Source organism: Enterococcus mundtii (assembly GCF_013394305.1).
In the GTDB taxonomy this organism is placed as follows: domain Bacteria; phylum Bacillota; class Bacilli; order Lactobacillales; family Enterococcaceae; genus Enterococcus_B; species Enterococcus_B pernyi.
This window is the reverse complement of sequence record NZ_AP019810.1, coordinates 2,764,934-2,790,420: the sequence shown is the minus strand read 5'-3', so window position 1 is coordinate 2,790,420 and position 25,487 is coordinate 2,764,934. Positions and strand designations below refer to the sequence as shown.

At 38.8% G+C, this 25,487-nt stretch carries 22 protein-coding genes; 2 read left to right on the top strand and 20 right to left on the bottom strand.

Going from position 1 to position 25,487, the window contains the following annotated elements; translation table 11 throughout:
- Positions 1-12: 12 nt before the first annotated feature.
- The 7 genes from HZ311_RS13405 to HZ311_RS13375 all read right to left on the bottom strand — a co-directional run bounded on the left by HZ311_RS13405 (position 13) and on the right by HZ311_RS13375 (position 7,977).
- Entirely contained in the window at positions 13-960 is a 948-nt protein-coding gene (locus HZ311_RS13405; RefSeq protein ID WP_178946749.1) for a thymidylate synthase, read from the bottom strand.
- Between the two features lie 10 nt (positions 961-970).
- A complete protein-coding gene (locus tag HZ311_RS13400) occupies positions 971-2,857 on the bottom strand; it encodes an ABC-F family ATP-binding cassette domain-containing protein (RefSeq protein ID WP_331251504.1) in 1,887 nt (628 codons plus the stop codon).
- 222 nt (positions 2,858-3,079) lie between these two features.
- Positions 3,080-5,176, bottom strand: a complete 2,097-nt coding sequence (locus HZ311_RS13395) for a cation:proton antiporter (protein WP_010735759.1) — start codon at positions 5,174-5,176, stop codon at positions 3,080-3,082.
- 12 nt (positions 5,177-5,188) lie between these two features.
- Positions 5,189-5,464, bottom strand: a complete 276-nt coding sequence (locus tag HZ311_RS13390; RefSeq protein WP_010735760.1) for a hypothetical protein — start codon at positions 5,462-5,464, stop codon at positions 5,189-5,191.
- 228 nt (positions 5,465-5,692) lie between these two features.
- Entirely contained in the window at positions 5,693-6,148 is a 456-nt protein-coding gene (locus tag HZ311_RS13385) for a hypothetical protein (protein ID WP_010735761.1), read from the bottom strand.
- A 265-nt stretch (positions 6,149-6,413) separates the two neighbouring features.
- Positions 6,414-7,619, bottom strand: coding sequence for a CCA tRNA nucleotidyltransferase (locus tag HZ311_RS13380; protein WP_137072182.1), 1,206 nt, complete (start codon positions 7,617-7,619; stop codon positions 6,414-6,416).
- A gap of 19 nt (positions 7,620-7,638) precedes the next feature.
- Positions 7,639-7,977 carry a nucleotide pyrophosphohydrolase gene (locus tag HZ311_RS13375; RefSeq protein WP_010735763.1) on the bottom strand — a complete coding sequence of 113 codons (339 nt, stop codon included), beginning with the start codon at positions 7,975-7,977 and terminating at the stop codon, positions 7,639-7,641.
- A 247-nt stretch (positions 7,978-8,224) separates the two neighbouring features.
- Between HZ311_RS13375 and HZ311_RS13370 the strand changes: the two genes are divergently transcribed.
- Complete coding sequence (locus tag HZ311_RS13370) at positions 8,225-9,106, top strand: YitT family protein (RefSeq protein ID WP_137072180.1); 882 nt, start codon at positions 8,225-8,227, stop codon at positions 9,104-9,106.
- Between the two features lie 724 nt (positions 9,107-9,830).
- Here the strand turns inward: HZ311_RS13370 and HZ311_RS13365 are convergent.
- The 10 genes from HZ311_RS13365 to HZ311_RS13320 form a co-directional block, all read right to left on the bottom strand.
- Entirely contained in the window at positions 9,831-10,391 is a 561-nt protein-coding gene (locus tag HZ311_RS13365; RefSeq protein WP_023519477.1) for a YpiB family protein, read from the bottom strand.
- A gap of 5 nt (positions 10,392-10,396) precedes the next feature.
- On the bottom strand, positions 10,397-11,656 hold the full coding sequence (locus tag HZ311_RS13360) for a tetratricopeptide repeat protein (protein ID WP_137072178.1): 1,260 nt from the start codon (positions 11,654-11,656) through the stop codon (positions 10,397-10,399).
- A complete protein-coding gene (locus HZ311_RS13355) occupies positions 11,657-12,703 on the bottom strand; it encodes a hypothetical protein (RefSeq protein WP_137072176.1) in 1,047 nt (348 codons plus the stop codon).
- Between the two features lie 242 nt (positions 12,704-12,945).
- Positions 12,946-13,221, bottom strand: coding sequence for an HU family DNA-binding protein (locus tag HZ311_RS13350; protein ID WP_002290178.1), 276 nt, complete (start codon positions 13,219-13,221; stop codon positions 12,946-12,948).
- A 246-nt stretch (positions 13,222-13,467) separates the two neighbouring features.
- Complete coding sequence (gene der / locus HZ311_RS13345; RefSeq protein ID WP_010735768.1) at positions 13,468-14,778, bottom strand: ribosome biogenesis GTPase Der; 1,311 nt, start codon at positions 14,776-14,778, stop codon at positions 13,468-13,470.
- A gap of 212 nt (positions 14,779-14,990) precedes the next feature.
- Positions 14,991-16,223, bottom strand: coding sequence for a 30S ribosomal protein S1 (rpsA, locus tag HZ311_RS13340; RefSeq protein ID WP_010735769.1), 1,233 nt, complete (start codon positions 16,221-16,223; stop codon positions 14,991-14,993).
- Between the two features lie 133 nt (positions 16,224-16,356).
- Positions 16,357-17,037, bottom strand: a complete 681-nt coding sequence (gene cmk / locus HZ311_RS13335) for a (d)CMP kinase (protein ID WP_137072174.1) — start codon at positions 17,035-17,037, stop codon at positions 16,357-16,359.
- 126 nt (positions 17,038-17,163) lie between these two features.
- A complete protein-coding gene (locus tag HZ311_RS13330) occupies positions 17,164-17,799 on the bottom strand; it encodes an SAG1386/EF1546 family surface-associated protein (RefSeq protein ID WP_178946748.1) in 636 nt (211 codons plus the stop codon).
- Positions 17,800-17,883: 84 nt separating this feature from the next.
- Positions 17,884-19,275, bottom strand: coding sequence for a RecQ family ATP-dependent DNA helicase (locus HZ311_RS13325; protein ID WP_023519474.1), 1,392 nt, complete (start codon positions 19,273-19,275; stop codon positions 17,884-17,886).
- The gene (locus tag HZ311_RS13320; protein ID WP_137072171.1) at positions 19,262-20,281 is read right to left on the bottom strand and encodes a helix-turn-helix domain-containing protein; all 1,020 of its coding nucleotides are present in this window, start codon (positions 20,279-20,281) and stop codon (positions 19,262-19,264) included. The genes HZ311_RS13325 and HZ311_RS13320 overlap by 14 nt, the downstream gene beginning before the upstream one ends.
- 29 nt (positions 20,282-20,310) lie before the next feature.
- Here HZ311_RS13320 and HZ311_RS13315 point away from each other — a divergent pair, with 29 nt between their 5' ends.
- A complete protein-coding gene (locus HZ311_RS13315) occupies positions 20,311-20,532 on the top strand; it encodes a ferredoxin (protein WP_010735774.1) in 222 nt (73 codons plus the stop codon).
- A gap of 257 nt (positions 20,533-20,789) precedes the next feature.
- On the opposite strand, the gene HZ311_RS13310 is transcribed toward HZ311_RS13315, so the two are convergent.
- The 3 genes from HZ311_RS13310 to HZ311_RS13300 form a co-directional block, all read right to left on the bottom strand.
- Positions 20,790-21,521, bottom strand: a complete 732-nt coding sequence (locus HZ311_RS13310) for an alpha/beta hydrolase (protein ID WP_023519472.1) — start codon at positions 21,519-21,521, stop codon at positions 20,790-20,792.
- A gap of 213 nt (positions 21,522-21,734) precedes the next feature.
- Entirely contained in the window at positions 21,735-23,075 is a 1,341-nt protein-coding gene (locus HZ311_RS13305; protein WP_178946747.1) for a M20 family metallopeptidase, read from the bottom strand.
- A 376-nt stretch (positions 23,076-23,451) separates the two neighbouring features.
- Positions 23,452-24,975, bottom strand: coding sequence for a YfcC family protein (locus tag HZ311_RS13300; protein WP_010735777.1), 1,524 nt, complete (start codon positions 24,973-24,975; stop codon positions 23,452-23,454).
- Positions 24,976-25,487 lie beyond the last annotated feature (512 nt).

Sequence of the window (25,487 nt, the reverse complement as noted above, 5' to 3'; positions counted from 1 at the left end):
TCTCATCCTTTCTTAGACCGCGATAGGTGCCTTTATTGAAGGATGCGGCTCATATCCTTCAACTTTGATATCATCCATTTCAAAATCAAACACAGAGTTTTTTTCTGTATTCAATACTAGCTTCGGAAATGGACGAACTTCACGAGACAATTGTTCTTTCATTTGTTCTACGTGATTTGAGTAAAGATGCGCATCGCCTAAAGTATGGATAAATTCACCAACTTCTAATCCCGTTTCATGCGCAATCAGATGTGTCAATAAAGCATAGCTAGCAATATTGAACGGGACACCTAAAAACACGTCAGCACTTCTTTGATACAGCTGGCAACTTAGTTTATTGTCATTTACATAGAATTGAAACATCGTGTGGCAAGGAGGTAAAGCCATACTTGGCACATCTTCTGGATTCCATGCTGAGACGATCAGTCGTCTTGAATCAGGTGTCTGCTTGATAGCTTCGATCACTTCTTTGATTTGATCGATGAAACTACCTTCTTTGGTTTCCCAATGACGCCATTGATAGCCATAAATATGACCAAGATCTCCATGTTTTTCTGCAAATTCTTCATCTGCCACTATCTTTTCCCAGAATTTCTTGCTTTCTTCTTGATAGACTTTATTGAATTCTGGATCAGTCAAACTACGATGTCCAAAATCTGTCATATCCGGCCCTTGGTAATCCTCACTTTTGATATACCGTTCAAATGCCCATTCATCCCAAATATGGTTATTATTTTGTAAAAGATAACGGATATTCGTGTCTCCTTTTAAAAACCATAATAATTCGCTTTTGATCAAACCAAAAGGTACACGTTTTGTCGTCAATAACGGAAAGCCTTTTTGCAGGTCAAATCGCATTTGATAACCGAATAAACTAAATGTTCCTGTTCCCGTACGATCACCTTTTACATGTCCATCAGATAACAACTTTTTCCCTAGATCAAGATATGCTTGCTCCATCTTTTCCCTCCTAATTATCTGCCCATTCACTTAAATATTCCCAACGTGACATTTTTTCTTCCAGCAGTTCTTCAGTTGTGGTTACTTCTTTTTGTAATTCTTGCAATCGTGTGAAATCATCCCCTTGATGGTTCATCTCCTCTTGCAATTCATCCAAACGATTATCTAGTTCCGCAATCTCATCTTCGATTGTTGCCCATTCTTTCTGTTCCATATAAGAAAGCTTTTTCTTTGGCTCAGATTTTTTTTCTTCTATCTTAGCTTTGACTTTTTCTGGTTGAATCTGTTGATCTTCTTTGCGTTTGGCTAAATAGCTAGACATATCGCCATAATAAAGCTCTTGTTTGCCATCTCCTAGAAAAACTAACAGTTTATCAACTACCTTATCTAAGAAATAACGGTCATGAGAAACGGTGATCACCGCTCCAGGGAATGTCCGGAAATAATCTTCCAAAATCGTTAAAGTAGCGATATCTAAGTCATTGGTTGGCTCATCCAGCAATAGAACATTTGGTTGCTGGATCAATAATTTGAGTAAATATAAACGACGCTTTTCCCCACCAGACAGTTTACGGATCAGTGTTCCGTGCATGAATCTTGGAAACAAGAACCGCTCCAAAAGTTCGGCGACACCGATTTGCGTTCCATCCGCAGTTTGGACTTCTTCTGCCGCTTCTTGCAGATAAGCAATCATTCGTTTGTCCGGAGACATTTTTTCATTTTCCTGTGTATAGTAAGCTAATCGAACAGTTTCGCCAATCGTATAGATGCCACTATCTAAGGATAATTTCCCTGCTAAGATATTTAACAACGTTGACTTTCCAGCACCGTTCTCTCCAGTGATTCCTAGACGCTCTCTTGATTGGATCAATAGATCCAAGTGTTGGAGCAAAGGTTTTCCTTCAATCGAATACGAACCATCCTTGATCTCGATCACTTTTTTACCTAAACGTTGTGTCGCGATATTTAGTTCGATATCCGTATCATGATTGACTTGATATAAGTTTTCTTTTAAATCTTCAAAGCGATTGATACGTGCTTGCTGTTTCGTCCCACGAGCTTGTACTCCCGCTCGCATCCAAGAAAGCTCCTGCTTATACAGGCGTTTACGCTTTTCTTCTTGTTCGACTTCGACACGATCTCGCTCGGCTTTTTCAATAAGATAAGCTTCATAATTGCCTTTATATTCATAAAGATTCCCAAAGGCAAGTTCAAAGATCCGATTCGTGACACGATCTAAGAAATAACGATCATGGGTAACCATCAATAAGGCACCACGATATTGTTTCAAGTAAGATTCCAACCATTCGATCGCTGCATAATCTAAGTGGTTTGTCGGCTCGTCAAGTAATAAAAGATCAGGTTCATCGATCAAAACCTGTGCTAAGCTGACACGTTTTTTTTGTCCACCCGAAAGCTCACCGATTTTCTTTTCTAATTGACTGATCCCTAGTTTTTGCAAAATGATCTTGGCATTTGTATCCGTCGTCCAAGCGTCCTCTTTATTCATTCGCTCTTCTGCCAATGCGTAGCGTTTTTGGACTGCTTCATCATCGCCATTTTCAGCTAATGCAATCAAGGCTTCCTCATAGAGTCGTACAGTCTGGATCAATGGACTATTCCCTTGAAAAACAGCTTGTAAGACCGTATCATTTTCTGCAAATGAATCGGTTTGTGATAAATAACCGATACGGTAATCATTCGGATAAAAAACTGTCTGCTGATCACCATCTCCACTGTCAAGTCCAGCGATGATATTCAAAAGACTTGTTTTACCAGTTCCATTGGTACCAATCAAACCGATGCGATCATGTTCATGGATCAAAAAGGAGATCTGATTAAATAATTCTTTTTCTCCATATGTTTTTTTGAGGTCAGTTATTTTTAGCTCTTTCACCAGTACTCCCCCCTTATCTTGGATATTGTAACATAAAACAATTGTTTAAAAGATAGTTTTTTTCGAATATTCTTTTTTTTAGGTAGCATTGAAGATACGTGTTCTCTCACTTCATATAACCAAATACACAGGATTCAAAAACCTGACTTCCTGGATGAACTTAATTATTAAGGTTAAATGACTTCTGTCACAACCTCAAAAAAAAAGAGGAGCTGTGCTTTGTCACAACTTCCTCTTTTGGTCTTGTTTCAATTGAAATTTCTTTGCTTTCGCTTGGAACGCAAAGCGAAATGAAAAACGATCTGTCGGTTGATTCATTGTATAGGACTCCAACAGATTGATATTTCGTCTATATTGATTCGCAGAAAAAGTCGTGATCGTTTCTGCGACTTCATATTCATCAATGACTTTTCTTTCTAAATAGTAACCTCTTAGCATCTTCTTCGTAAACAAACGATCTTGTTGGATCATCCAAGTGGAAATCAGATTACCACTCATCATCCGAATCCCCTGAGCTTTTCGTTGTTCGATAAAGAATCCGATCATCGTATCATCATAAACGTCCGTTAGATTCTCCAAACTTTCGATGATCAATTGCGTATTCTTTTGATACGTCTCTCGAATTTCCTGAATGTCTTTATCAGAGATCATAGTTTGGCGATCACTTTGCCGTCTTTGCCAAAACATTTTGGGGTGGAGAACGATCCGCATCAATCGGCGTACCACAATAAACCAAAATCCAATGAATGACAAAATTTGACTTGTGATCGACTGTTCAAAGTTAGCTAGGAATCTTGAATAAAAGCGATAGCCATTAGAAGACAACTTCCCAGAACGATATCTTTCATCCAAGCCATCTCGCTCAATCGATAAAATCAACGCTTGGATTTCTTGGACTTCTTGCTTTTCATCTCCACTCAAATCAGATAAATAAAGCTCACTGATTCTTTCTTGATAAGTCTCAATCACTGCTTCTATCGCTAAATAAGCTTTTGATCCTGGTTCTTCCGCTTCTTTTTCTAAGCGTAGTGTTTCAATCACTTCTTCCAAGATCATCAAAGCTTTTAAATCAGTTGTCGCTGCTTCTTCTGTTTCAGTCAACATTGGCAATACAATGATCCCGATAATCAACGTGACCAAAATAACCCCTGCCGTTAAAAATAAGAGCAATGATCGTTGATTGAATGCCATTTGATTGATCGTGAATGGTAAAATAAAAATAGTCGCTAAACTGACTGTTCCTTTTACACCCCCAAAAGTTAAGATCAAGACTTCATTCAGTTGTTTTTTGAAACTTTGAAAACCGCCCTTAAACATATAAAATAAGCTGATTGAAACGAAGCGTATGACGAACAGCATGATTGAAACCAATAAAATGATCATTAGCAACAAACTATTCGAATACAGTCCATCTCCCCAAACTGGTGTAAAGACTTGTGTCAGTTCAATTCCTAAAAATATAAATACCAGCGCATTCAATGTGAAAGCAATCGTTGTCCATGTACTATTCGATAAAGTTGACAACTCCGCATCAAAGACTGAGATTTTTTTAAATCCTGAGGCTTGTAATACCCCTGCAACCACTGCTGCAATAATTCCTGAAACATGAAAGACTTCGGCTAAAACATACGCTAAGAAAGGCAACAACAATTCAATCAATAAGTAGCCTGTTACGTCACGTGCCGATGCTTTCTCGATCAAACCAATGATTTTTCTTTTTACCCAGACAAGCAAAAAGCCGACTACTGCCCCGCCAATACTTGATAAAATCAGTGTAACGCCTGCGTTTACCGCAGAGAACGTCCCAGTGATCAAAGCAGCTAAGGCAAATTGGAAGGCTGTTACGCCAGAAGCATCATTCAGTAACCCTTCACCTTCTAAAATATGCATGGCTTTTTTCGGAATGTTCACACGATTGGAAAGCGAACTGACTGCCACCGCATCTGTCGGACCTAGTGCTGCACCAAAAGCGAAACACGCGGCTAAAGGGACACTGGGCAACAGAAATGATAACGTTGCTCCAACGCCAATCAAAGTCAAGATCACCCCACCAAAAGCGAGAAACAATATCGTATCGAAATTTTTCAGGATCGAGGCGATATCCGCTTTTTCTCCTTCTCTAAAAAGCAAGGGGGCGATGATCATCACTAAAAATAATTCAGGTTCAAAATTGATGGATTCACCCCATTCGGTCAATCCTAAAACCACGCCAAGAAATATTTGGATCAGTGGTGCAGGGATCATTGGCAAGATACGACTTGCTATGTTGGATAGCGTGATCGTGACTGCAAAAACAATCACTAACTCTGCAAATTCCATGCTTGATCCCCTTTATTTTTTATTTTGTGCAAGAACTTTCAAATATTGCTCTTTTTTCTTTAAAATTTTGTTTTCAACAATTTCCGCTTGGGTCACCCGACCATCTAACTCACATTGCACACGTTTTGATTCTAAACGGAGCAATTCGTGTTTCAAGCGGCCTAATTGACGATACATCAAGATATTCCTTTTACGCAACTTACATAAGATCTGGCGACGATCTTCCATTGAAAAAGTACCATAGTGATCAACCAGTCGTTTCTTTTGTTCTTCAAAACTCTCTCTCATTTTCAAGATCTCCTATATTCAAACTGCACCAATTATAGCAAAAAGTTTTTAGAATGCAACTAAAACCTTTTTACTTTTAGGATGAAGTATTCGTTTCAATTCCAGAAACTCATTCTAGTCCAATCACTATAAAATATCAACTGTAATCGTAAAATAAAGACAAAAGAAAAACACATGCAAAACCTATTCAAAAGTTTTGCATGTGCTATTTTTAAACGTCATTCGCTCTTATTCGAAATATTCGCCATAAACATCGTCAACACGTTGTTCTGGGTTGATCACAATGTATAAGTTACCAGTTTTTTCACTGATTTTTGTTGATTGATATTGATTATCTAATCCCTCTGTTCCTTTGTCCAAGTAAGGGAAGTATACTAGATCAGGTGTACCATTGCGATACAAGATTTCCATACGTTCAATATCTTCATATTTCAAAGCACGATTAAACATACCCATTTCCAAACCACCTAGATTGATATCATGAGTAGCTACTGAATCTCCCTCATGGAAGATTTCGATTTTAAAACCGGCACATGGATGGATCTCAATAAATTCACTCCCATTGATACGACCAAAACTTGTCGTGATTTGTTTGATCCAAAGGTCGCCGATGTGACGACGATTGATCGTCCATGTTTCGCCGTTACGGAAATAAAATTTTAGCGCTGTCATTTCTTTGCTCATTAAAAAAATCTCCTTTTTTGACGCATTATATTCTGTTTCATTACTAGTTTAGCATAAAACAACAAAAGCGGTCATCTCTCATGTTTGCTTTTCTGTCAGCTTTTTTGATAACAATCCTCCTCTAAAAGAGAAAAGGGACATGAGAAACATCCTACAAAAAAGCCAAACGCTTCTATAGATAACTCTCATGCCCTTACTTTAGCCATGTCAGTATATGATTAGCCCGCCAAACAGACGTAATTAGTGATTGTCACGATTTCGTTGACTAACCTTGTTGCTCTTTCAGATAGGTTAATAATGCAGCTTGTTCATTCTGTACCAGTCCGTTCACTACCGCTGACTCCGCAAGTGCTAACGCTTCACTGACCCATTTACCTGGTTTTTTTTCACTCGTAGCTAATAACACCTTGCCATCAATCGCCAACTCACCCATTGTCTTGATAGGAAGTGCATGATAGATGTCTAGCACAGTTGTTGTGTCAGGGGTTTGTTGGAAGTAAATCATCAATTCTTCCACATCCAACGATGCGTCTTTTCCAAGATGATAAATCTCCAATGGTGTTAATCGTCGTTCTTGTCGCTTCGCCAATCCTTTGACCAAACGTTGGACTTCTCGAATCATTTGGTTGGAACATTTCCATGCTTTTAAGAAAGGTGCCACCTCTTGCTCAGATCGACCGAGTTGATTGAGTAATAATGCCCAAGCTTGACTTTCTTTTTTTAATGGAATAGATGGTAAATCGGCAAATCTTAATAACGCCTCACCATCTTCTTTTAATTGTGGACAATAGATGTAACATTTTGTTTCGACAAATGCGGCCAAGCCATGATTACGAAAATCCCCTAAAAGCATTTTGATAAATTCAACATTCATTCGCTCAACAGAGATTTTGTCCAATAACGCATGGTTGTCTTCGATCGCCTTGGCCGTTTCTTCTTCCAATTTGAACCCTAACTGACTCACAAAACGAAGCCCACGCATCATTCGTAAAGCATCTTCATGAAATCGCTCGAAAGGTCGTCCAACTGCTCGTAAGACGTGATTTTCTAAATCAGTTAACCCGTCGAATAAATCAATGATCTCACCATCTTCTTTCAAAGCAAAAGCATTGATCGTAAAGTCTCTGCGCTTTAGATCCTCTTCTAGTGTACGAACAAATGAAACACTATCAGGACGCCGATAATCTTGATAAGTCGATTCCGTACGAAATGTCGTGATCTCATATTGCTCCTCTTCATGGAAGACGAGAACCGTTCCATGTTCGATCCCGATATCGATCGTTTTTGGAAACAACTGCTTGATTTCTTCTGGAAACGCACTAGTAGCAATATCTACATCATGAATTTTTTGTCCGAGTAACGTGTCCCGCACACTACCACCAACAAAGTACGCCTCAAATCCAGCTGCCTCAATTTTTCTTATTACTGGAATTGCTTTTTTATATTCGATCGGTAATTCATTTAGTCTCATTTTTACTCCTTCTATCCTCTCACTGTTCCTCATCTTTTCGGGCAAAACGATGATGGTCCCTTCGATTGAACTTCTCCATATTTTTTTCAAATACCGTCGTCAAATCAATTCCTAACGAGTTTGCCATGATCATTGTTACAAATAGAACATCGCCTAATTCTTCTGCCACTGAATTACTAGGTTCTGTTGCTTTTTTACTTTTTTCGCCATATGAATGATTGACCTCTCGTGCCAATTCACCTACTTCTTCGGTCAGACGTGCCATTTGCGCCAATGGCGAAAAATACCCAACTTTAAATTGTTGGATGTACGCATCGACCTCTTCTTGCATACTTTTTAGTGAACGCTCTTCTTTCATTAAGAACCCTCCAATCATCTCTTCCTAAAAAACTTTACAGCAAAACCGCAAGAAGTGCAATTGTGAAAACAAAGAATACATGCTACATTATGTTAGGTATACTTAATAAATTCTTAGCATCAAGCCAACTTGGTCTATTCTATAACTATAAAAATGAAGAACCAGTTTCCTAATCCCTAGGTCTATATCTAGGATTTACCGCTTGTTGCACAATGAATCATATCATATAGTAGAAAGTGGGGATTCGATGACATCATTGAAAACAATGAAAGAAGTTTTTTTTATTATTTTAGGAACAAGTATTTATGCTTTTGGACTAGTCTATTTGAATATCGCAAACCAGCTAGCCGAGGGTGGAGTTTCAGGTATTACCCTGATTTTGCGTGCTCTTTTTCATATCGATCCAGCTTATTCTACTTTATTGATCAATATTCCATTGATCCTACTAGGCGGAAAAATCTTAGGAAAACGCGCACTCGCGTATACTGTCTTAGGCACTGTCTCGCTTTCTATCTTCTTATGGATTTGGCAAAGGATTCCCTTACAAATCAACTTAGAGCATGATTTACTGATCGTCTCTTTACTTGCAGGACTGATTGCCGGAGTCGGCAGCGGGATCGTTTATCGTATGGGAGGTACTACAGGAGGAAGTGACATCATCGCTCGGATACTTGAAAAAAATCATGGAATCTCTATGGGACGTTCCCTTTTAGCTTTTGATGTCATCGTTTTACTTGCTTCATTAACTTATATCGATTTGAAGCGGATGATGTACACGTTAATCGCTTCCTATGTATTTAGTCGTGTCATCGATTTTATCCTTGATGGTGGTTACTCTGCCAAAGGGATTCTGGTAGTCTCAAATAAAAGTGAGGAAATTGCACCTTTATTGATGACCGGCTTACAACGTGGTGTCACATTCTTGCATGGAGAAGGTGGCTTTTCTGGTGTCGATAAAAAAATGATCTATATGGTGGTAAGTGCCAGGGAATTAAACGAAGTAAAACGGATCATTCATGAAATTGACGAACATGCCTTTCTTTCAATTCTAAATGTCCATGAAGTAGAAGGAGAAGGCTTTACCTATCTTAAACCACAAACGAGGCGATTTAAAAAAATAACAGAATGATTTTGAATCAATCAACCTGATACTGAAGCTTTCTACGTATATAGAATAACGTAGTTCTGCGTACTTCATGATCAAGGAGTTGCACATGTCTACTTAGAGATATTCTCAGTTCATTCAGAAGTACCTGGGCGATTAGGCCTTTTGTACTTCCTAAAACCGAATATATGGTGCTCCACAAGCTTACCTTCATAAATAAGCGTGAAAAACGAAAATGGCTCTTCAAATTTTTGGGATCCACGCTTATTTCCCATAGCTGGATACTTATGTCACATCTTTTTTTGATCAATAGCTTTATCGTTTCATATTTTTTTGCACAGAATGAAAGATAGATGAACTATTTAAAATATAACTGATAATATTTAAGAGAGCCTATATTACTATCTGAAAATATCACTGGAATCAAATATGTATACATTTCTAACAGATCAACGCACCTTCCAAAAATCTAGAATATGTAAAGATCTCTGGACATTTCGTTCATACGGATCAACCAAAGGAATTTAGGGAAGCGACCAGAGATATTCTGGAACAAATTTGATTATAATAAGCTTTTTAAGAAATTTTGTTATTGAAATCCATTTTTTGTTGACCAAAAAACTTAATAAAAACTAGGCTTCCTTTACGAATATTACTCGGAAGGAAGCCTAGACTTTATTATATATATTTTCACTATAGTTACTTACTTATCATAATGTTACTTTTCCCTGGTCAGCTTTCCCCACACTCAGCTCTTACTCTTCTGTGGCGCTTGAAGAATCATGCGGTTCACTTCATCAGATAGTTCAAGAAACGCATCTTTATCGCCTTCTTCTAATGCCTGATCGATCTGTTGGTAAAGCATGTTTAGTTTAGCTGCTTGCTCTTTTTCTTGGAAATAATGCTCGATTAATTCTGTTGATTCTTCGCTGATTGCATCTTCCCATGAGGCTAACGGGTTATCTTCGATGATTTCTAAATATTCTTTCGTTTGCCACGCATTTTCAAAAAGGCATTCGACATAGAGTGGATTTTTCCAATTCAGACGGATTTCGTGGAAGATCTGATCAGTGTCAGTAAATTCCTTTCCATCTAAAAATAGCTTCATCGGCTCACCTTCATAGGAAAGATCGGTGATCTGTAAACCACGTCTTGTTAAGTTTGCACCTTCAACAAAACGCACATTGTGTAAGATTGCTTCATGATTTGCCAGATAGTTCAAAATCCAAAATACTTCTCTACGACTGAAAGAGACATGGTTAACCATCCAAGTTAAGAAATTCTTCTTTTCTTTAACATCAATCAACATATTCATCACCTCTCTGTTAAATCATCTAATAGCGACAATACCTCCATATCCCCTGGTTCATAAGTTAAATATTGTTCCAATAATTCTCGTGTTTTTGCTAATTGGCCCTCTTCACGTAAGAATAAAGCATATTCTTTCAAGAAATCTGGCTCATGATCTAATTCGTGGGCTGCTTGTTCATAGTGGACTGCTGCTACCGCAAAATCTTCTAATTGATTATAGGCATGAGCGAGGTTCCATTCTGCATATGGATTAGCAACTTCTTCCATTTGGTTGACTGTTTGAACAACGTCTTCATAACGTTCTTGATCCAAGTAAAGATTACTCAACGTCAACAACGTTTCATCTTGTTTGTCGCCGACGTTCAAGGCATCAAGTAGTAACTTCTCTGCTTTTTCTTTGTCATGTAGACGAAAGGCATTTTCCGAAGCTAGGTGATAAAGTTCTACTTGGAATGGATTCTCTTTGATACCATCTTCTAAGACTTGTTGTGCTTCTTCGATCATCTCTTCTTCTTGAAGGGCCTGACCTAGATAAAGGTATAAGGATTGATACTGTGGATTCAATTCCCGTAACTCTTGCAAATAATTGATAGCTTTTTCGTTCTCATGTAATTGTAGATTCGTGAACGCTAATTGGAACAAACGATCATCTGTCCGCTCTTCGGCTAAAGCTGCTTCCAGTGGTGGGATTGCTGCTTCAAAATCCCCTTGCATACTCAACGATTGTCCTAAGCGTTCTTGCATGGAAATACTAGAAATTTCTTCTATACCATTTGCTAACAACATTTCGTAAAGTGCGGAAGCTTCATTGAAACGGTCAACTGAAAAATACAATTCAGCCAATGCAAATTGAATCAATGGTTCTTCTGGTAATAGCTTCGCTGCTTCTTTCAATTTTGCTTCACTTACTTCAGGAATACCGATTACTTGGTACAAGTCAGCGATTGCTAATAGTGCTTGTGGATAGTACTCACTATCTTGCTGGATTTTTTCTAAATAGTCAAATGCCTGATCGATCTCATTGTCTTCGATAGCGATCTCTGCCAACGGAATATTCCATTCATCATTTTCAGGCGATACAGTTAGCAGATGTTCAAAAATTGCTTTTGCTTCTTCTAAGAAACCGATGGCTAATAATTCTTCTCCTAACTCATGTAACACATCAGCCGGATCTTCTTGGAGCGCCTTTGCCAAATATTCAATTGCTTCTGTCAAATTTTCGTCTGCTAATGCTTGTAGCATTTTTTCACTATTTGTCATCATCTAAATCCCTCTAATCTCTTGAACGATCCTTTCATAGGACGCCATTGTTTTCAATAGTTCTTGCTCGTTTGGCAATTGATATCCATCTATTATACCAATTTTTTCCAAAACGAGAATTTTTTTGCTCTTTTCTGCTAAAACCAGCACATTTTCTAGATAATCCATTTTTGATATCTCTTCAGGCCAAATAATTGGATAACCTAGATGCTGCAGCCAGATAAAAAAATTCTTCAATTGGAAAGAAAGCGACTTGATTTCTGAATTCCAGATAAGTTGCATCAAGATACCTAAAAATTTTTTCATACTGGCGGAAAGCAAATGACTATTTTCAGTCAGATAAAAAGCTTGCTCAAATAGTTTACCATAATTTGCCACTTGTTCAGCGTCTTCTTGATAAAAATAAATGATTTCTTCTAACATGCCAGCAAAAGGACGATTGAATAATTTTTCGCGATTCGGATAATTTTTGTAAAGATTTTGAAGAAACGGATGATCACAGACTAACCCACAACAGATAAAAATCAAAAAATCGATTTGTTTCCCTTCGATTTGTTTTTCACTGATCGTCCGATCATAAATGATCCGTTCTGGAAGGTTCGTCGTTTGAAGAGCCGATTCGTTCGACCCATGTAAAATCTCGCATTGAGGATTAAGTGCCCGTGCCATGGAGCGGATCGAGACGGGGATCAACCAAAGTGTAGTCTGAAGATACGTATGTTTTTGAAAGAAGCCCGCCAACTCCATAATTCCCTCATTGCCAAAACCTATTACTAAAAGCGGTCGATTTTCAGGATAGCGTCTCGCATAGGACAAGAGGCTATGCAATTCAGATAATTGATTACACTGCGTATTGCCACAAATATACCAATCAATCGCTAACTTGTTCGTGAATGACTGTGTCATTTTCTCAGCGTATAGATCATAATAACGTTGGTTCGTTAAAAAAAGAATCGCTTGATCAATCGATTCATTTTTCAACTGACTGACAAATGTTTCCCCATAAAAGATTGTTGTTTCTTCTTGTTGGTAGCGATAGGATAACTCCATGTTGCCCTCCCCTTTTCTTTTATTTTACCATTAGTAAGTAAAATAAAAAAAGAATAAGAAAAACGAGTGAATGAACCCATGCCTTTTTGATCAACTCTATTCTTTTATTTGGTATGTAACGAGTTCCATTTGGTTGCTGAACTATTTGGTTGTTGCCTTTCTACTGCTTTCCGCCTCTTTTATCCATCTATATAAAAAATAAAGCGCCTGTAGCCGTAGCCACAAGCGCTTTTTCAACTGTCTTATTTAACAGCGTCTTTCAATGCTTTACCTGGTTTAAATGCAGGTACTTTGCTAGCTGGGATTTCGATTTCTTCACCAGTTTGTGGGTTACGTCCTTTACGAGCCGCGCGTTCGCGTACTTCAAAGTTACCAAAACCGATTAATTGAACTTTTTCGCCGTTAGCTAAAGCATCTTGGATAGTTGAAAATACAGCGTCAACTGCTGCAGTTGCGTCTTTTTTAGTTAAATCTGTAGCTGAAGCAACTTTTTCGATTAATTCTGCTTTATTTGCCATGGATAGATTCACCTCCTCCAACAAGAGATATGATAGGAACATCATTTTAGTTTAAAAACTTTCTGAGTGGTCCAGAAGTTTATAAGAAATATTGATTAAGTTTCAATATTCTGTTATCACGATATCATATGAATCGCTTAATAGCAAGGTTTTTGGCATTATTTAACCGCTTTTTTTAGTCATAAAAACGTAATACAAAAATATGCTTATTTTTTTTGAAAAAAACGGACTACTATGGTAAAATGCCTATTTTCTTCGACGTGGAATAATTCGGATCGAAGTTCCTTCAAACGTAAATGCTTTTCTGATTTGATTTTCCAAAAAACGTTCATAAGAGAAATGCATCAATTCTTCTTCATTAACAAAAACAACAAAGGTTGGCGGTTTAACTGCAACTTGTGTGGCATAGAAAATCTTTAATCGTTTACCTTTATCTGTCGGTGTCGGGTTGATCGCTACGGCATCCATGATCACATCATTCAAGACTGCTGAAGAAACACGTAAGTTTTGGTTCATACTCACTTCTTCGATCATTTCAGGCAAACGTTCTAATCGTTGCTTAGTCACAGCTGAAACAAACAGAATCGGCGCATAGTCTAAGTAACGGAATTCTTCACGGATCTCTTGTTCGAAGTCACGCATCGTATTCGTTTCTTTTTTTACTAGATCCCATTTATTGACAACGATGATCACACCACGGCCAGCTTCATGCGCATAGCCAGCTACTCGTTTATCTTGTTCACGGATGCCTTCTTCTGCGTTCAAGACCATTAACACGATGTCTGAACGGTCAATCGCACGCATGGCACGCATCACGCTGTATTTTTCTGTGGTTTCATAAACTTTCCCACGTTTTCTCATTCCAGCTGTATCGATCATCATGAATTTTTGACCGTCTTCTGAGACGAAGTGCGTATCGATAGCATCACGCGTCGTTCCTTCGATGTCCGAAACAATCACTCGGTCTTCACCTAGGATCGCATTGATCAAGGAAGATTTCCCTACATTCGGGCGACCGATCAAACTGAATTTGATGGTATCATCCTCTTCTTCTTCTGCTTCTTCATCAAAGAATTTCACTGCCTCATCTAAGATGTCGCCGATCCCTAATCCATGACTTCCAGATACAGGGTAAGGATCACCTAGACCTAGTGCATAAAATTCATAGATATCGTTTCTCATTTCAGGATTGTCGACTTTATTAACGGCTAAGATCACCGGTTTATTGCTGCGATATAAAATTTTTGCTACGACTTCATCTGCATCAGTGATGCCTTCACGGCCACTGACGACACAGACGATTACGTCTGCTTCATCGATTGCGATTTCTGCTTGGTGCTTGATTTGATCCATAAATGGTTCATCGCCTAAGTCGATCCCACCAGTATCAATAATACTGAAATCACGACCTAACCATTCCCCTTTAGCATAAATACGATCACGAGTAACTCCTGGAGTATCTTCGACAATCGAAATACGCTCACCGGCGATACGGTTAAAAATCGTCGACTTACCGACGTTTGGGCGACCAACGATTGCAATTGTTGGATTTGCCATATTTTTTCCTCCTCACATGTTTCCAATCTCACTTAGTGTACCGAATACTTCGCGAACTTTCAAGCTTAGATCGGTGAACATTCAAGTATTTTTCTGGATCACTGCCTATTACAAAAGAAAATGGTCTGGGGCGTAATCCCCAGACCACTTGTTTTACACATGTACAACTTCCCTTGATGCTGTAAATTCGCGCTTCGGGAACGATCATTCATTTATTTTTCAGAATCATCTGTTGCTGTTTCTTCTACTTCCCCTTTTAAGGCTTCGCCTAAGATGTCACCCATTGTAAATCCTGTGTTTTCTTCAGGTAACTCATAAGACTCAACTTCTTTTGGTTCTTTATCAGAAGCAGGTTTTTCTTCTAATGCTTTGATACTTAATGCAATCCGATGCTCTTCTGGATTGACTTCTAAAACTTTCACTTGGACATCATCGCCCTCATGCAACACTTCATGTGGTGTCGCGATGTGTTTATGTGAGATTTGTGAGATGTGGACAAGCCCTTCCACTGTTGGGAATACTTCAACAAAGGCACCAAAGCTAGTTAATCGTTTCACTTTACCTTCAAGTACAGCGCCTACTGGAGCTTTTGTTTCGATATCTGTCCAAGGTCCAGGCAATGTGTCTTTGATCGATAATGAGATACGTCCTTGTTCTGGATTGATTGAAAGAACTTTGACTTTCACTTCATCGCCAACAGCTAAAACATCACCGGGTTTAGCAACATGTCCGTGAGAAATCTCAGAAACGTGTACTAATCCATCGATGCCGCCTAAATCAACAAACGCACCAAAATCTGTGATACGAGCAACGCGTCCTTCGATCACGTCATTTTCTTGGATAGTTGATAGTAATTCTTTTTTCTGTGCTTCTTTTTCTGTTTCAACGACTGCTTTGTGTGAAAGGATCAAGCGATTTTCTGATGGTTCGATTTCAACGATTTTGAATGTCATCGTTTTTCCTTTGTATTCAGAAAAATCAGCGACAAAATGATCTTCTACCATTGATGCCGGAACAAATCCACGAACACCGACATCGACAACTAAACCACCTTTAACTACATTTGTCACTGGTGCTTCGATGATGTTTCCAGCTTGGAAATCTTTTTCGATATCCTCCCAAACTTTTTTCGCATCTAAGCGTCGTTTTGATAAAAGGTAACTTCCGTTTTCTTTGTCTTTACCAATCGTGCTGATCACGACTAGATCTAACGTATCGCCAACCTTTACCACTTCGTTGATATCTTCAACCGGTAAAGTAGATAATTCTTTTGCAGGAACTACGCCTTCAACACCCGTTCCTTCGATTCCAACGATGGCTTGTTTGTCTTCAATAACTAAAACTTCTCCTTTGACGACATCGCCAACGCTCACTTCTTGAACGCTATTCATTGCATCTTCCATAGATTGGTTGTTATCTGTCTGATTTTGTTCAAATTCTGTCATAACACTTGTCCTCCTAACCAACATTCTGCCGTTAACTACGGTACTGCCTATAGTTTAATTGATTATTTAAAAAAAATAAAGCGATTTCGTTTGTTTTCCATTAAAATGGTCGGATTCTTCGCTTTTTTTCTATTTAGTCAAGAAAATATCCTTTTTGTTGAATCACTTCTTTGATCGCTTGGACAACTTCTTGAATCGTTTTACCGGTTGTATCGATCCGTATCGCATCTTCTGCTTGCTTCAGGGGTGAAACTTTTCTAGTAGAGTCATATTCATCACGTGCTTGTATTTCTTTTGTCAATTCTTCTAAGTCTGTTGGAATATTTTTTTCAAGGTTTTCTTTGTGTCGTCTTTGTGCCCGTTCAGATACGCTGGCTACCAAGAAAATCTTCACTTCGGCTTTTGGTAAAACAGCGGTACCGATATCTCGACCATCCATGACGACACCACCATCTTCACCGATTTTTTTCTGGATCGCAACAAGAGCTTCGCGTACTTCTGAATGCGCAGCTACTTCAGAGACCGCTCGTGTAACGTCTGGTTGTCGAATATCTGAAGTAACGTCTTGCCCAGCTACAAAGACATGTTGTCCATCCGCCATTTGCTCAAATGAAATCGGGTGTTTGTTGATCAAATCGACTAACTCTGTTTCATCTGAAAAAGCAATGTGATGTTTGATTGCCAAGTAAGTGACTGCACGATACATCGCGCCCGTATCTGTATAAATATAGTTCAATTCATTTGCGATGATTTTAGCTACCGTACTTTTGCCTGAAGAGGCAGGACCGTCAATTGCGATACTAATTCGTGTCATTTTTCATAAACTCCCTTTTCTCAAAAAAAAGGGGCTGTGGCTCAAGCCACTGCTCCTTATTTAATTACATTTTATGAAGATACTCTGAGGAAAAACAACTCTTCAGTATTATCTTTTTAACTCCATTTATTGGACTCTAAGTTCTTGTCCTGGATATAACATGTAGTTGTTTGGATCGATTCCGTTCAATTGGAACAATTGGTCGACTGTAATGCCTGCGCGTTCTGCTACTTGTCTAGGACCTTCACCCGCTTGAACGACTGTGGTTGAGCCTGAAACACCTGTGCCTGCCTCTGGTGTTGAAGTAGGTGTTGTTTCTTGTGGAGCCACACTGCTTGGTGTTGTTTGTTCTGGCTCTGTTACTGTTGAAGATGGTGTTGTTTCTGGTGTCACAGCACTCGTGGGTGTTGTTTCTCCAGCAACTGATTGTGTATCAGAAGTTGGTTCACTAGAAACTGCCGTCGATTCTACAGTTGATTCTACAGTTGAACTTTCTACGATCGATGAAGTCGTAGAGGAAGAAGATGCAGCGGTCGCACTATTACTTGATCCGTTTCTGATCCAGAAGTAAGCTCCTGCCGGAATGGCAATACATAAAACTAATAAAATCAAAAATAGCGATAAGAACAGGGTGTTCCCTTTCTTTTGCTGTCTTTGCGTACTTCTTGAAGATGCTTCATCCTCTGTATCGTAAATTGGTTGCTCCCATGGTTCTTGTGTTTCGTTATTTTCTGATGATTGATGTCTATCTTTTCTACTCACCTTATTGACCTCCTAAATTCTTTCCTAGTTATTATACCATAGGATAATCTTGATTGTACGAAAAAAATACCTCGCACCATTTTTTTAAAATAAATTTAGTAAAATGGTTTGCCAGTCTGTTGCTTCTACGGTTGGACTAGTATGTCCAGTTTCAGAAAGAAATAAGGACGCACCATCTCGATCACAACATTTTTCAGGTTTTTCTTTGAGGGTTTCACCGAAATAATCCATCAGACGTTCTCGTCTACATGATGTTGTATGGATATAAGCAAGCATCTGCTGTAGTTGCTTGATTTTCACTTGTTCTTGTTTTTTTAATTGCAGAAGCCATGTATCAGGACTTTGCATTTCATTTACCAGCATCAGCCATTTTTGCTGGATCTCATCGAACTGGGGCGCCTCTGTTTGCCCAGTTGACAGATGTTCTTCGAAAATCTGACGTTGTTCTTTAGATAATTGTTGGAAAAAGTAATGGATCCCTTCGTCCCCTGGTTGATAAAGTAAGATAGCGCTACTTGGTTGTTGATCTCTGCCTGCTCGACCAATTTCTTGCATATAATTTTCCAGGCTATCTGGTAGATCGTAATGGATGACATACCGAATGTCTGCTTTATCGATTCCCATACCAAATGCATTCGTCGCAATCAAAAATTGCAGTTGATTTTGACTGAATTGTTGTTGAAGTTGGCGGCGTTGTGAGGCATCTAGCCCTCCATGATAATACCCCACAGCATAGTCTTTGCGAAGCAGTTGATAAAGACGTTCGACTTCTTTTTTAGTCGCGCAATAAATGATCATTGCTCCGTCTGCTTGTGCCATCAACTGACGTAATTGCTGGTCTTTTTCATCTGTATGAAAGACAAATAATGAGATGTTTTCTCGATTAACTGAATGTTTGACGAGGGCAGGTTGTGTGCGAAAGAGAATGTGTTCGATCTCTTCTTGTACCGGTCGCGTGGCTGTTGCCGTCAAAGCTAAAGTAGTTGGTGATCCTAATTCTTTTGCGACTCTTCCGAGAGATTGATACTCAGGTCGAAAATCAATGCCCCACTGTGACACGCAATGAGCTTCATCGACTACGTACAACGAGATTTTTTGTTGCTTCAGGGCATGAAGCACTTCCGGTTGCTGCAACATCTCGGGACTGACAAAGACAAATTTATATTCGGATAAATGAGCTAACACATACTGTTTCTCACTTCTAGTGAGTAAGCTATTATAGGCAACCACCCTTTTCTCCCCTCGTTTTTGCAATTGCCCTACTTGATCTTCCATCAAAGAGAGTAACGGAGAAACGATCAATACCATCCCATCTTGCAAATAGCCAGTCAACTGATAACATAAACTTTTGCCATTACCAGTTGGCAGGATCGCTAAAACATCTTTCTGATTCAATAAGGTGGAAATGATCTCTTCCTGTCCTTGGCGAAAAGAGGTAAAACCAAAGTACTGTTTCAATGGATCAAGCAAATCCATTTTTATCCCCTCCTTTAAATGCCTCGATTTGTGCCAAACGAAATTCTCCGTAATCGATCGTTTGTCCTTCAAGATCTTTATATCTGAGCGTAAGAAGTGGTCGATCCAACGAAGCTAAAGATCTTCTTGTCTCGGAGTGGATCAGGCGTTCAAAAGGAAAATCATCAAAAAAGATGGCCCACTCAATCAAATGGTCATTGATCGTGCCTTTCTTCAGTCCTCGTTTCACCATCACTTGCTCCACCGAATCCCCAGATAAAATCAATGCTCTCGTCGTCAACATGCTTTGATTATAATTTTGTCTAAGCAACGGTGCAAGCAAATCGTATAATAAGAAATCTGAATGCTGTTCGATAATCGCTAATAAGCGATGGATACACTGATCTTGGAATAATTGCTGAGCTGTGCCATCTTCAAGGGTAGTCAGTTGGTACGCGAGTAAGCCTGTTTGCTTTTTACCAGAAAATTGGTTCGCTAAGAAGTTCGCTTGTTCGTCTGGCATCAGAGTAAAAATAGTAGAAAGTTCCTTTGATACTTGAGCAACCAGCTCCGTTTTGGTACACGTTGCTTCTTTCAACCATCTCTTAACTTGGTAAGCATAAAAAGGACCCGTCTCTACTGGTAAATAAGCTGTTTCATTGGCGGATAAGTGAGAGACGACTTGTACATAGAATTTCAGCAAACGCCAACTAACAGTAGCTGTACGTCCATACTTATCATAGTGTAGTCCAAGGAGGGATTTATTTTTTCTTCGCATTTCCCTTTTTTTCGTCAGTTGCAACTCTCGGTCTTCCCACTTTAATAATCCCTCATCTATCATCTGTTGGATCTGCGTATCAAACGTTGCTTGTTCAAGTGAAGGAAAACAACCATGAACAACTAATAATCGCTGAAAAAAGCCAAAAAGTAGTACCGAGGATGTACGCTTGCCACTTAATAATTGATAGAGTGAGCTTGCTCGTAACTTGTCACTTGAAGAAAATAAAGATAAAATAAACTCAGTCATAGTAATCCCCTTACGTTAGGATGGTGAATATGTCATTATTATGTAAATTAGTTCCTGAACGTTGTATCGCATGTGGTCTATGTCAAATCGAGGCGCCTGATATCTTTGATTATGATGAAGAAGGAATCGTCTTATTTGCACAAGAACCAGAAGCACATCAACAATTCGTTCAGCCTTTAGAAGAAGCCAACGTAACCAAAGCTTATCAAAAATGTCCGGTTCGAGCAATCTTATTGGAAAAAGAAAATTGACCGCTCTCTTACAACTAACTTTTAGCAGGACTGTCCGATGATCTACTTGTTTTTCTATGTTACAAAAATAGATGAGGTAATCGTATTCCCCTCAAGTGATAAGGCGTCATCCACGAAAATGATTCTTAAATTTTTTTGTGGATGACGCCTTATTTTTCTAGGAGCTTCCTTTGAGACGTCTGTATCCGCCGATCAGCTTGTGAAATTTTCAATTATAAACGGATCATTTCTTTTCGCCGGTCCGAAAAGTGACGCTCTTACTTGATTTGATTCAGCCAATTCATCATGGTCGTGACGATTGCTGTTTGTTGGTCTTCATTACTGATTGTTGCTTCACCATCACCTTTTTGATGACCATAACTACCAAATCCGCCATGGTTCCCTCCAGCGATGGAAACAAATTCTGTTTGTTCAGGTAAATAAGCTTTTGCTTCATCAGCTGCTTCTTGGTTCATGACTTCATCTTCACTTCCGGTGATACTGATGACCGGTAAATCAGTTTTTGCCAATGTCCCCTTTTCATCCGGATAACTTGCCATGAAATAAATACCTTTTAATCGTTCATCATCCAGATTTGCATTAGCATAACGACTTGCCATCACCCCACCTAAAGAATGTCCTCCAATCACAAAATCTTGATCTTTGAAATCCTCTCTGATTTTGTCTGCTTTGTTGCCACTCAGGATCGCCAGTTCAAAAGGCATTTTAGCAATGGCTACCGTATAGCCATTTTCTGCTAGTTGCTCTGCCCATATACTATAACTTTCTGGTTCGACGAGCGCACCAGGATAAAAAATCACCATTGGATGTTTCGCCGATTTTTGCGATTCGAATAATAAATAATCCTCTTTATCTATTCCTTGCTTAAATGATTGCTCTGCTTGAGTCGATGGTTCGTACACACTTTGTTGCCAATAAAAATAACCTCCAATAGCACCTAATCCCAGTACGAGCACTAATCCTATCAGGACTCTTTTGAATATTTTCAAAAACATCACCTTCCGTCATCTTTCATTTGATACTCTTATACACTAAATAAAATACGGTAAAATTGCAAATGATTTTATGTAAGATGTTATTATTGGATATCTTTGTAAGGAGGAACAACTGACAATGAAAAACCACCCCTATTTTGACAAAGTTCCTCAAAATAGGGGTGGTTACTTTTATGACTCTTATTCGTTTCTTAACTAACTATTGGTTTACTTCCCACACAAGCGATAAACCGCTTCTGCGTAGATTTCCATCGCTTTGTACATACTGCTTAATTCCCATCGTTCATTGGCTTGGTGCATGAAGTCTGGTGTATCAGGGAACATTGCACCGAAAGCGACACATTGGTTCATCGTACGAGCAAAGGTTGCTCCACCAGAAACAAATGGCTCAGTCATATCCCCTGTGATATCACGGTACGTTGCTAATAAGTTTTGGATCAATTCACTCTCCAAAGGAACGTATAATGAATCCAAGAAATCAAATTCTTCATATGATAAATCGTATGCTTTGATTTTTTCTGTCAGTTTTTCGACAAGTTCATCTTTTTTGAAGGTGACAGGGATACGCATGTCCACCCCGATTTTTGTTTGCTCAGGTGTGATTTCTAAACTAGCGAAGTTCATCGTCAACTCACCAGATTGTTCGTCAACAGTCTTTCCGACTACTTTTTCACCAGTCGCATTTTCTTGGACTAATTCTCCTAAAAACTTGATTGGCGCAAAATCAAAAACTTCAGACAAAGCGATCGCTAAACGAGAAATCGCATTGACACCTTCTGCGGCATCCTTTGCATGGATACTTTTTCCTAGCACTGTGATCGAGTCACCTTGATCTTCAAAATCGAAGTTGTGTTTCGTTAACGCTGCTTTCACTTCTGCCAATTTTTCACCTGAATAAGGTGCTGAATCCGGCACTACGTTTAGTGCCCCACCAGCATTTACAGAGAATTCATTTGTGCCAGGACCGGTCAAGTAAGCTTGTAGCAAACCTTTTTCTGCATAGATCAAAGGAAACTCTGCATCTGGCGCAAAGCCTTGTGTGATTCCTTCTTCTTTTTCATTGTATTTATCTAAACAACGCCAAAGATTTTCTTCGTCCGTTCCGAAGATGAAACGAATGCGCGTATTAAATTCTACCCCTGCATCCATCAATGCTTTCACTGCGTACATTGCAGCAATCGAAGGTCCTTTATCGTCTTGGGAGCCACGGCCAACTAACCAGCCATCTTTGATCGTTGGCTCAAAAGGTTTAGATTCCCAGTTTTTTTCATCGCCTCCAGGGACAACGTCTATATGGCATAAGATACCAAATAACTCGTCTCCTGAGCCTACTTCTGCATAACCATAGTAGCCTTCGGGATCTTTAAATGTTTTGAAACCTAATCCTTCACTGATTTCTAACACTTTATCTAAAGCTTCTACAACTTTTTTCCCAAAAGGATGTCCCTCTCCAGAATCAGATTCATCCAACACAGAAGGAATTCTAATCAACTCACTTAATGATTCTAATGCTTGTTCATGATGTTGTTCTGTTACAAATTGTTTCATCAACTTTGCCTCCTCATTATTTTAAAAAAAAGATGACGGCAGAAAATACTACTTTGATCCACATGTACATCTGCTCGAGTGCAATAGGACACTATTCACGAAATTTTCTGTGAAAAAGCCAACGCCTTCGGAAATAAGCGACAAAACCCAAAATCCAAGTTTCGGGTTTTGTCGCTTATTTCTTGGCGCTGGATTCTTCAGTCACCATTTCATCAACAGAGTAACTCGTTTTTTCAAAGGTCTTGTTTCTACCGACGATCTCTTACATACAAGTGATACATCGTACTTGGTGAATAAAGGATTCATGTCTCTTTATTCAGTCAATAGATATTGTTTCTTCATTTATCATAGAACTTTGGCTGTCATTTGTCTAGAATTAGAACATTGCTGCTACACCTAAGATCACACAGATAGCAACAAATAAGATGGCAATCAACTTCCCAGTGAATTTCCACCAAACGGAAATATCAAAGCGAGCAATGGCGATTGCACCCATTACGATAGCAGAAGTTGGCGTGATCAAGTTCACTAATCCAGATGCTGATTGGTAAGCAGTGATTACTAGATCTTTACCGACACCAGCAAATTCTCCCATTGGTCCCATGATGCCCATTGTAGCAGCTGCTAAGCCAGAAGTTGATGGAATCAAGAATGACATAGGGATATAGAAGATAAATGTAAGGATCAAGAAGACACTTGATGATAATGAGCTTAATCCTTGTTCTCCCCAATGTAAGATCGTATCTGTGATCAAACCGTTGTTCATCACTACTTGGATCCCACGAGCAACAGCAACAACGATTGCTACACCAATCAAGTCTGAAGCACCTGCTAAGAATTCTTTGACAAAATCAGATTCTTTCATACCAAAAGTGATTGCCACAACGATTGACATTACTAAGAATAACATTGTGATTTCAGGGAAATACCAATCACCTAGAGGCAACATGTTTTTACCTAAAACAGTTCCAATTACAGGTAGGCCAGTTAACCAATTTGTCAATGACTCAAAAATAGTGAAGTTTTCATTCAATGTTGTCCATGGAATCAAACTAATGATCATGATACCAAAAGTAAGGAAGAACAATACATTGACATGTTTTTGTTTCTTCGTGATCATTTCTTGACGATTGATTGCTTCGATATCAAAGTGTTTCATGTCTTCTTCGCGCTGATTATATACTAAAGATTTGGTTGGATCTTTTTCGATCTTCGACGCATAGCGATACACATAAATAATAGAGATTGCTAGTAAGACAACGAACATAAAGAAACGTAACCCGATTCCTTCACCCATTGAAATACCAACAGCTTGTGATGCAACTCCTGTCGCAAATGGGTTAACTGTTGATGCCAAACAACCCACTTGAGATCCGACCAACACGATGGCTACTGCTGTGACAGTATCAAAACCGACGGCCATCATAACAGGAATCAATAATGCGTAAAATGGAATCGTTTCTTCCGCCATTCCATAAGTTGAACCACCTAAAGCGAATAAAAGCATCAATACAGGGATCAACATTTTTTCTTTTCCTTTGAAGCGTTTCACAACAGTTGCGATCCCAGCATCTAATGCGCCAGTTTTATTGATGATTCCTAAGAAACCACCAACAATTAAGATAAAGAAGGAAATTGGAATTGCCGCAGGTGTTTCTTTCGTTAACTCACCCGCTGGTACACCCAACATCCCGTTGACTGGAGCCATAAAGATATCCCAAAGTCCTTGTGGATTTTGTTGGACTCTTTCGTAAGACCCTGCAATGATATTACCGGCTTCATCCACACTGTAGTGTCCTGCTGGGATGAACCATGTAAGTACAGCGATAATGGCAATAATAATGAATAAGACCGAGTACGCTGAAGGCATTTGAAATTTCTTCTTCGTTGTTTGTTCCATTTTCTTCTTCCTTTCTTGTTTCAAAAATCTTTGACACATCGGTATTTTATCAAAAAGATGATAAGAACAAAAATAATAACTAGTAGATTCGATAAATTTTATTCAAAACCCTCGTTTATTGTCCCTCCTTTGATTATTTAATTGAAATGCTTTATTCATACTAATTGTAGCGTTTCCGTCGTCTATTATATCAGGTCCATCTAACAAACAAAAGGAGAATAATTTCACATCAAAACGTATAAAATACATTTTTATACAAAAAGGCAAAAAATACTCAGACACGGTTTATAAAACGCTTACACAATGTCGGTTATTGAATTTTTTTTCATAACAAAATATTAAGAAAAACTTTAAAAAAATAAGTGTTAGCTATGCGAATACCTATGATTGGTCATTTGTTCCCCTCCCATATAACCTATCTAGTCTCTATATAAATAACTGAAAATGCTCTTTTTCATAAAAAAAACTTGAAAGTAGGAATTCCTACTTTCAAGTTTACTTGTATTCTTTGT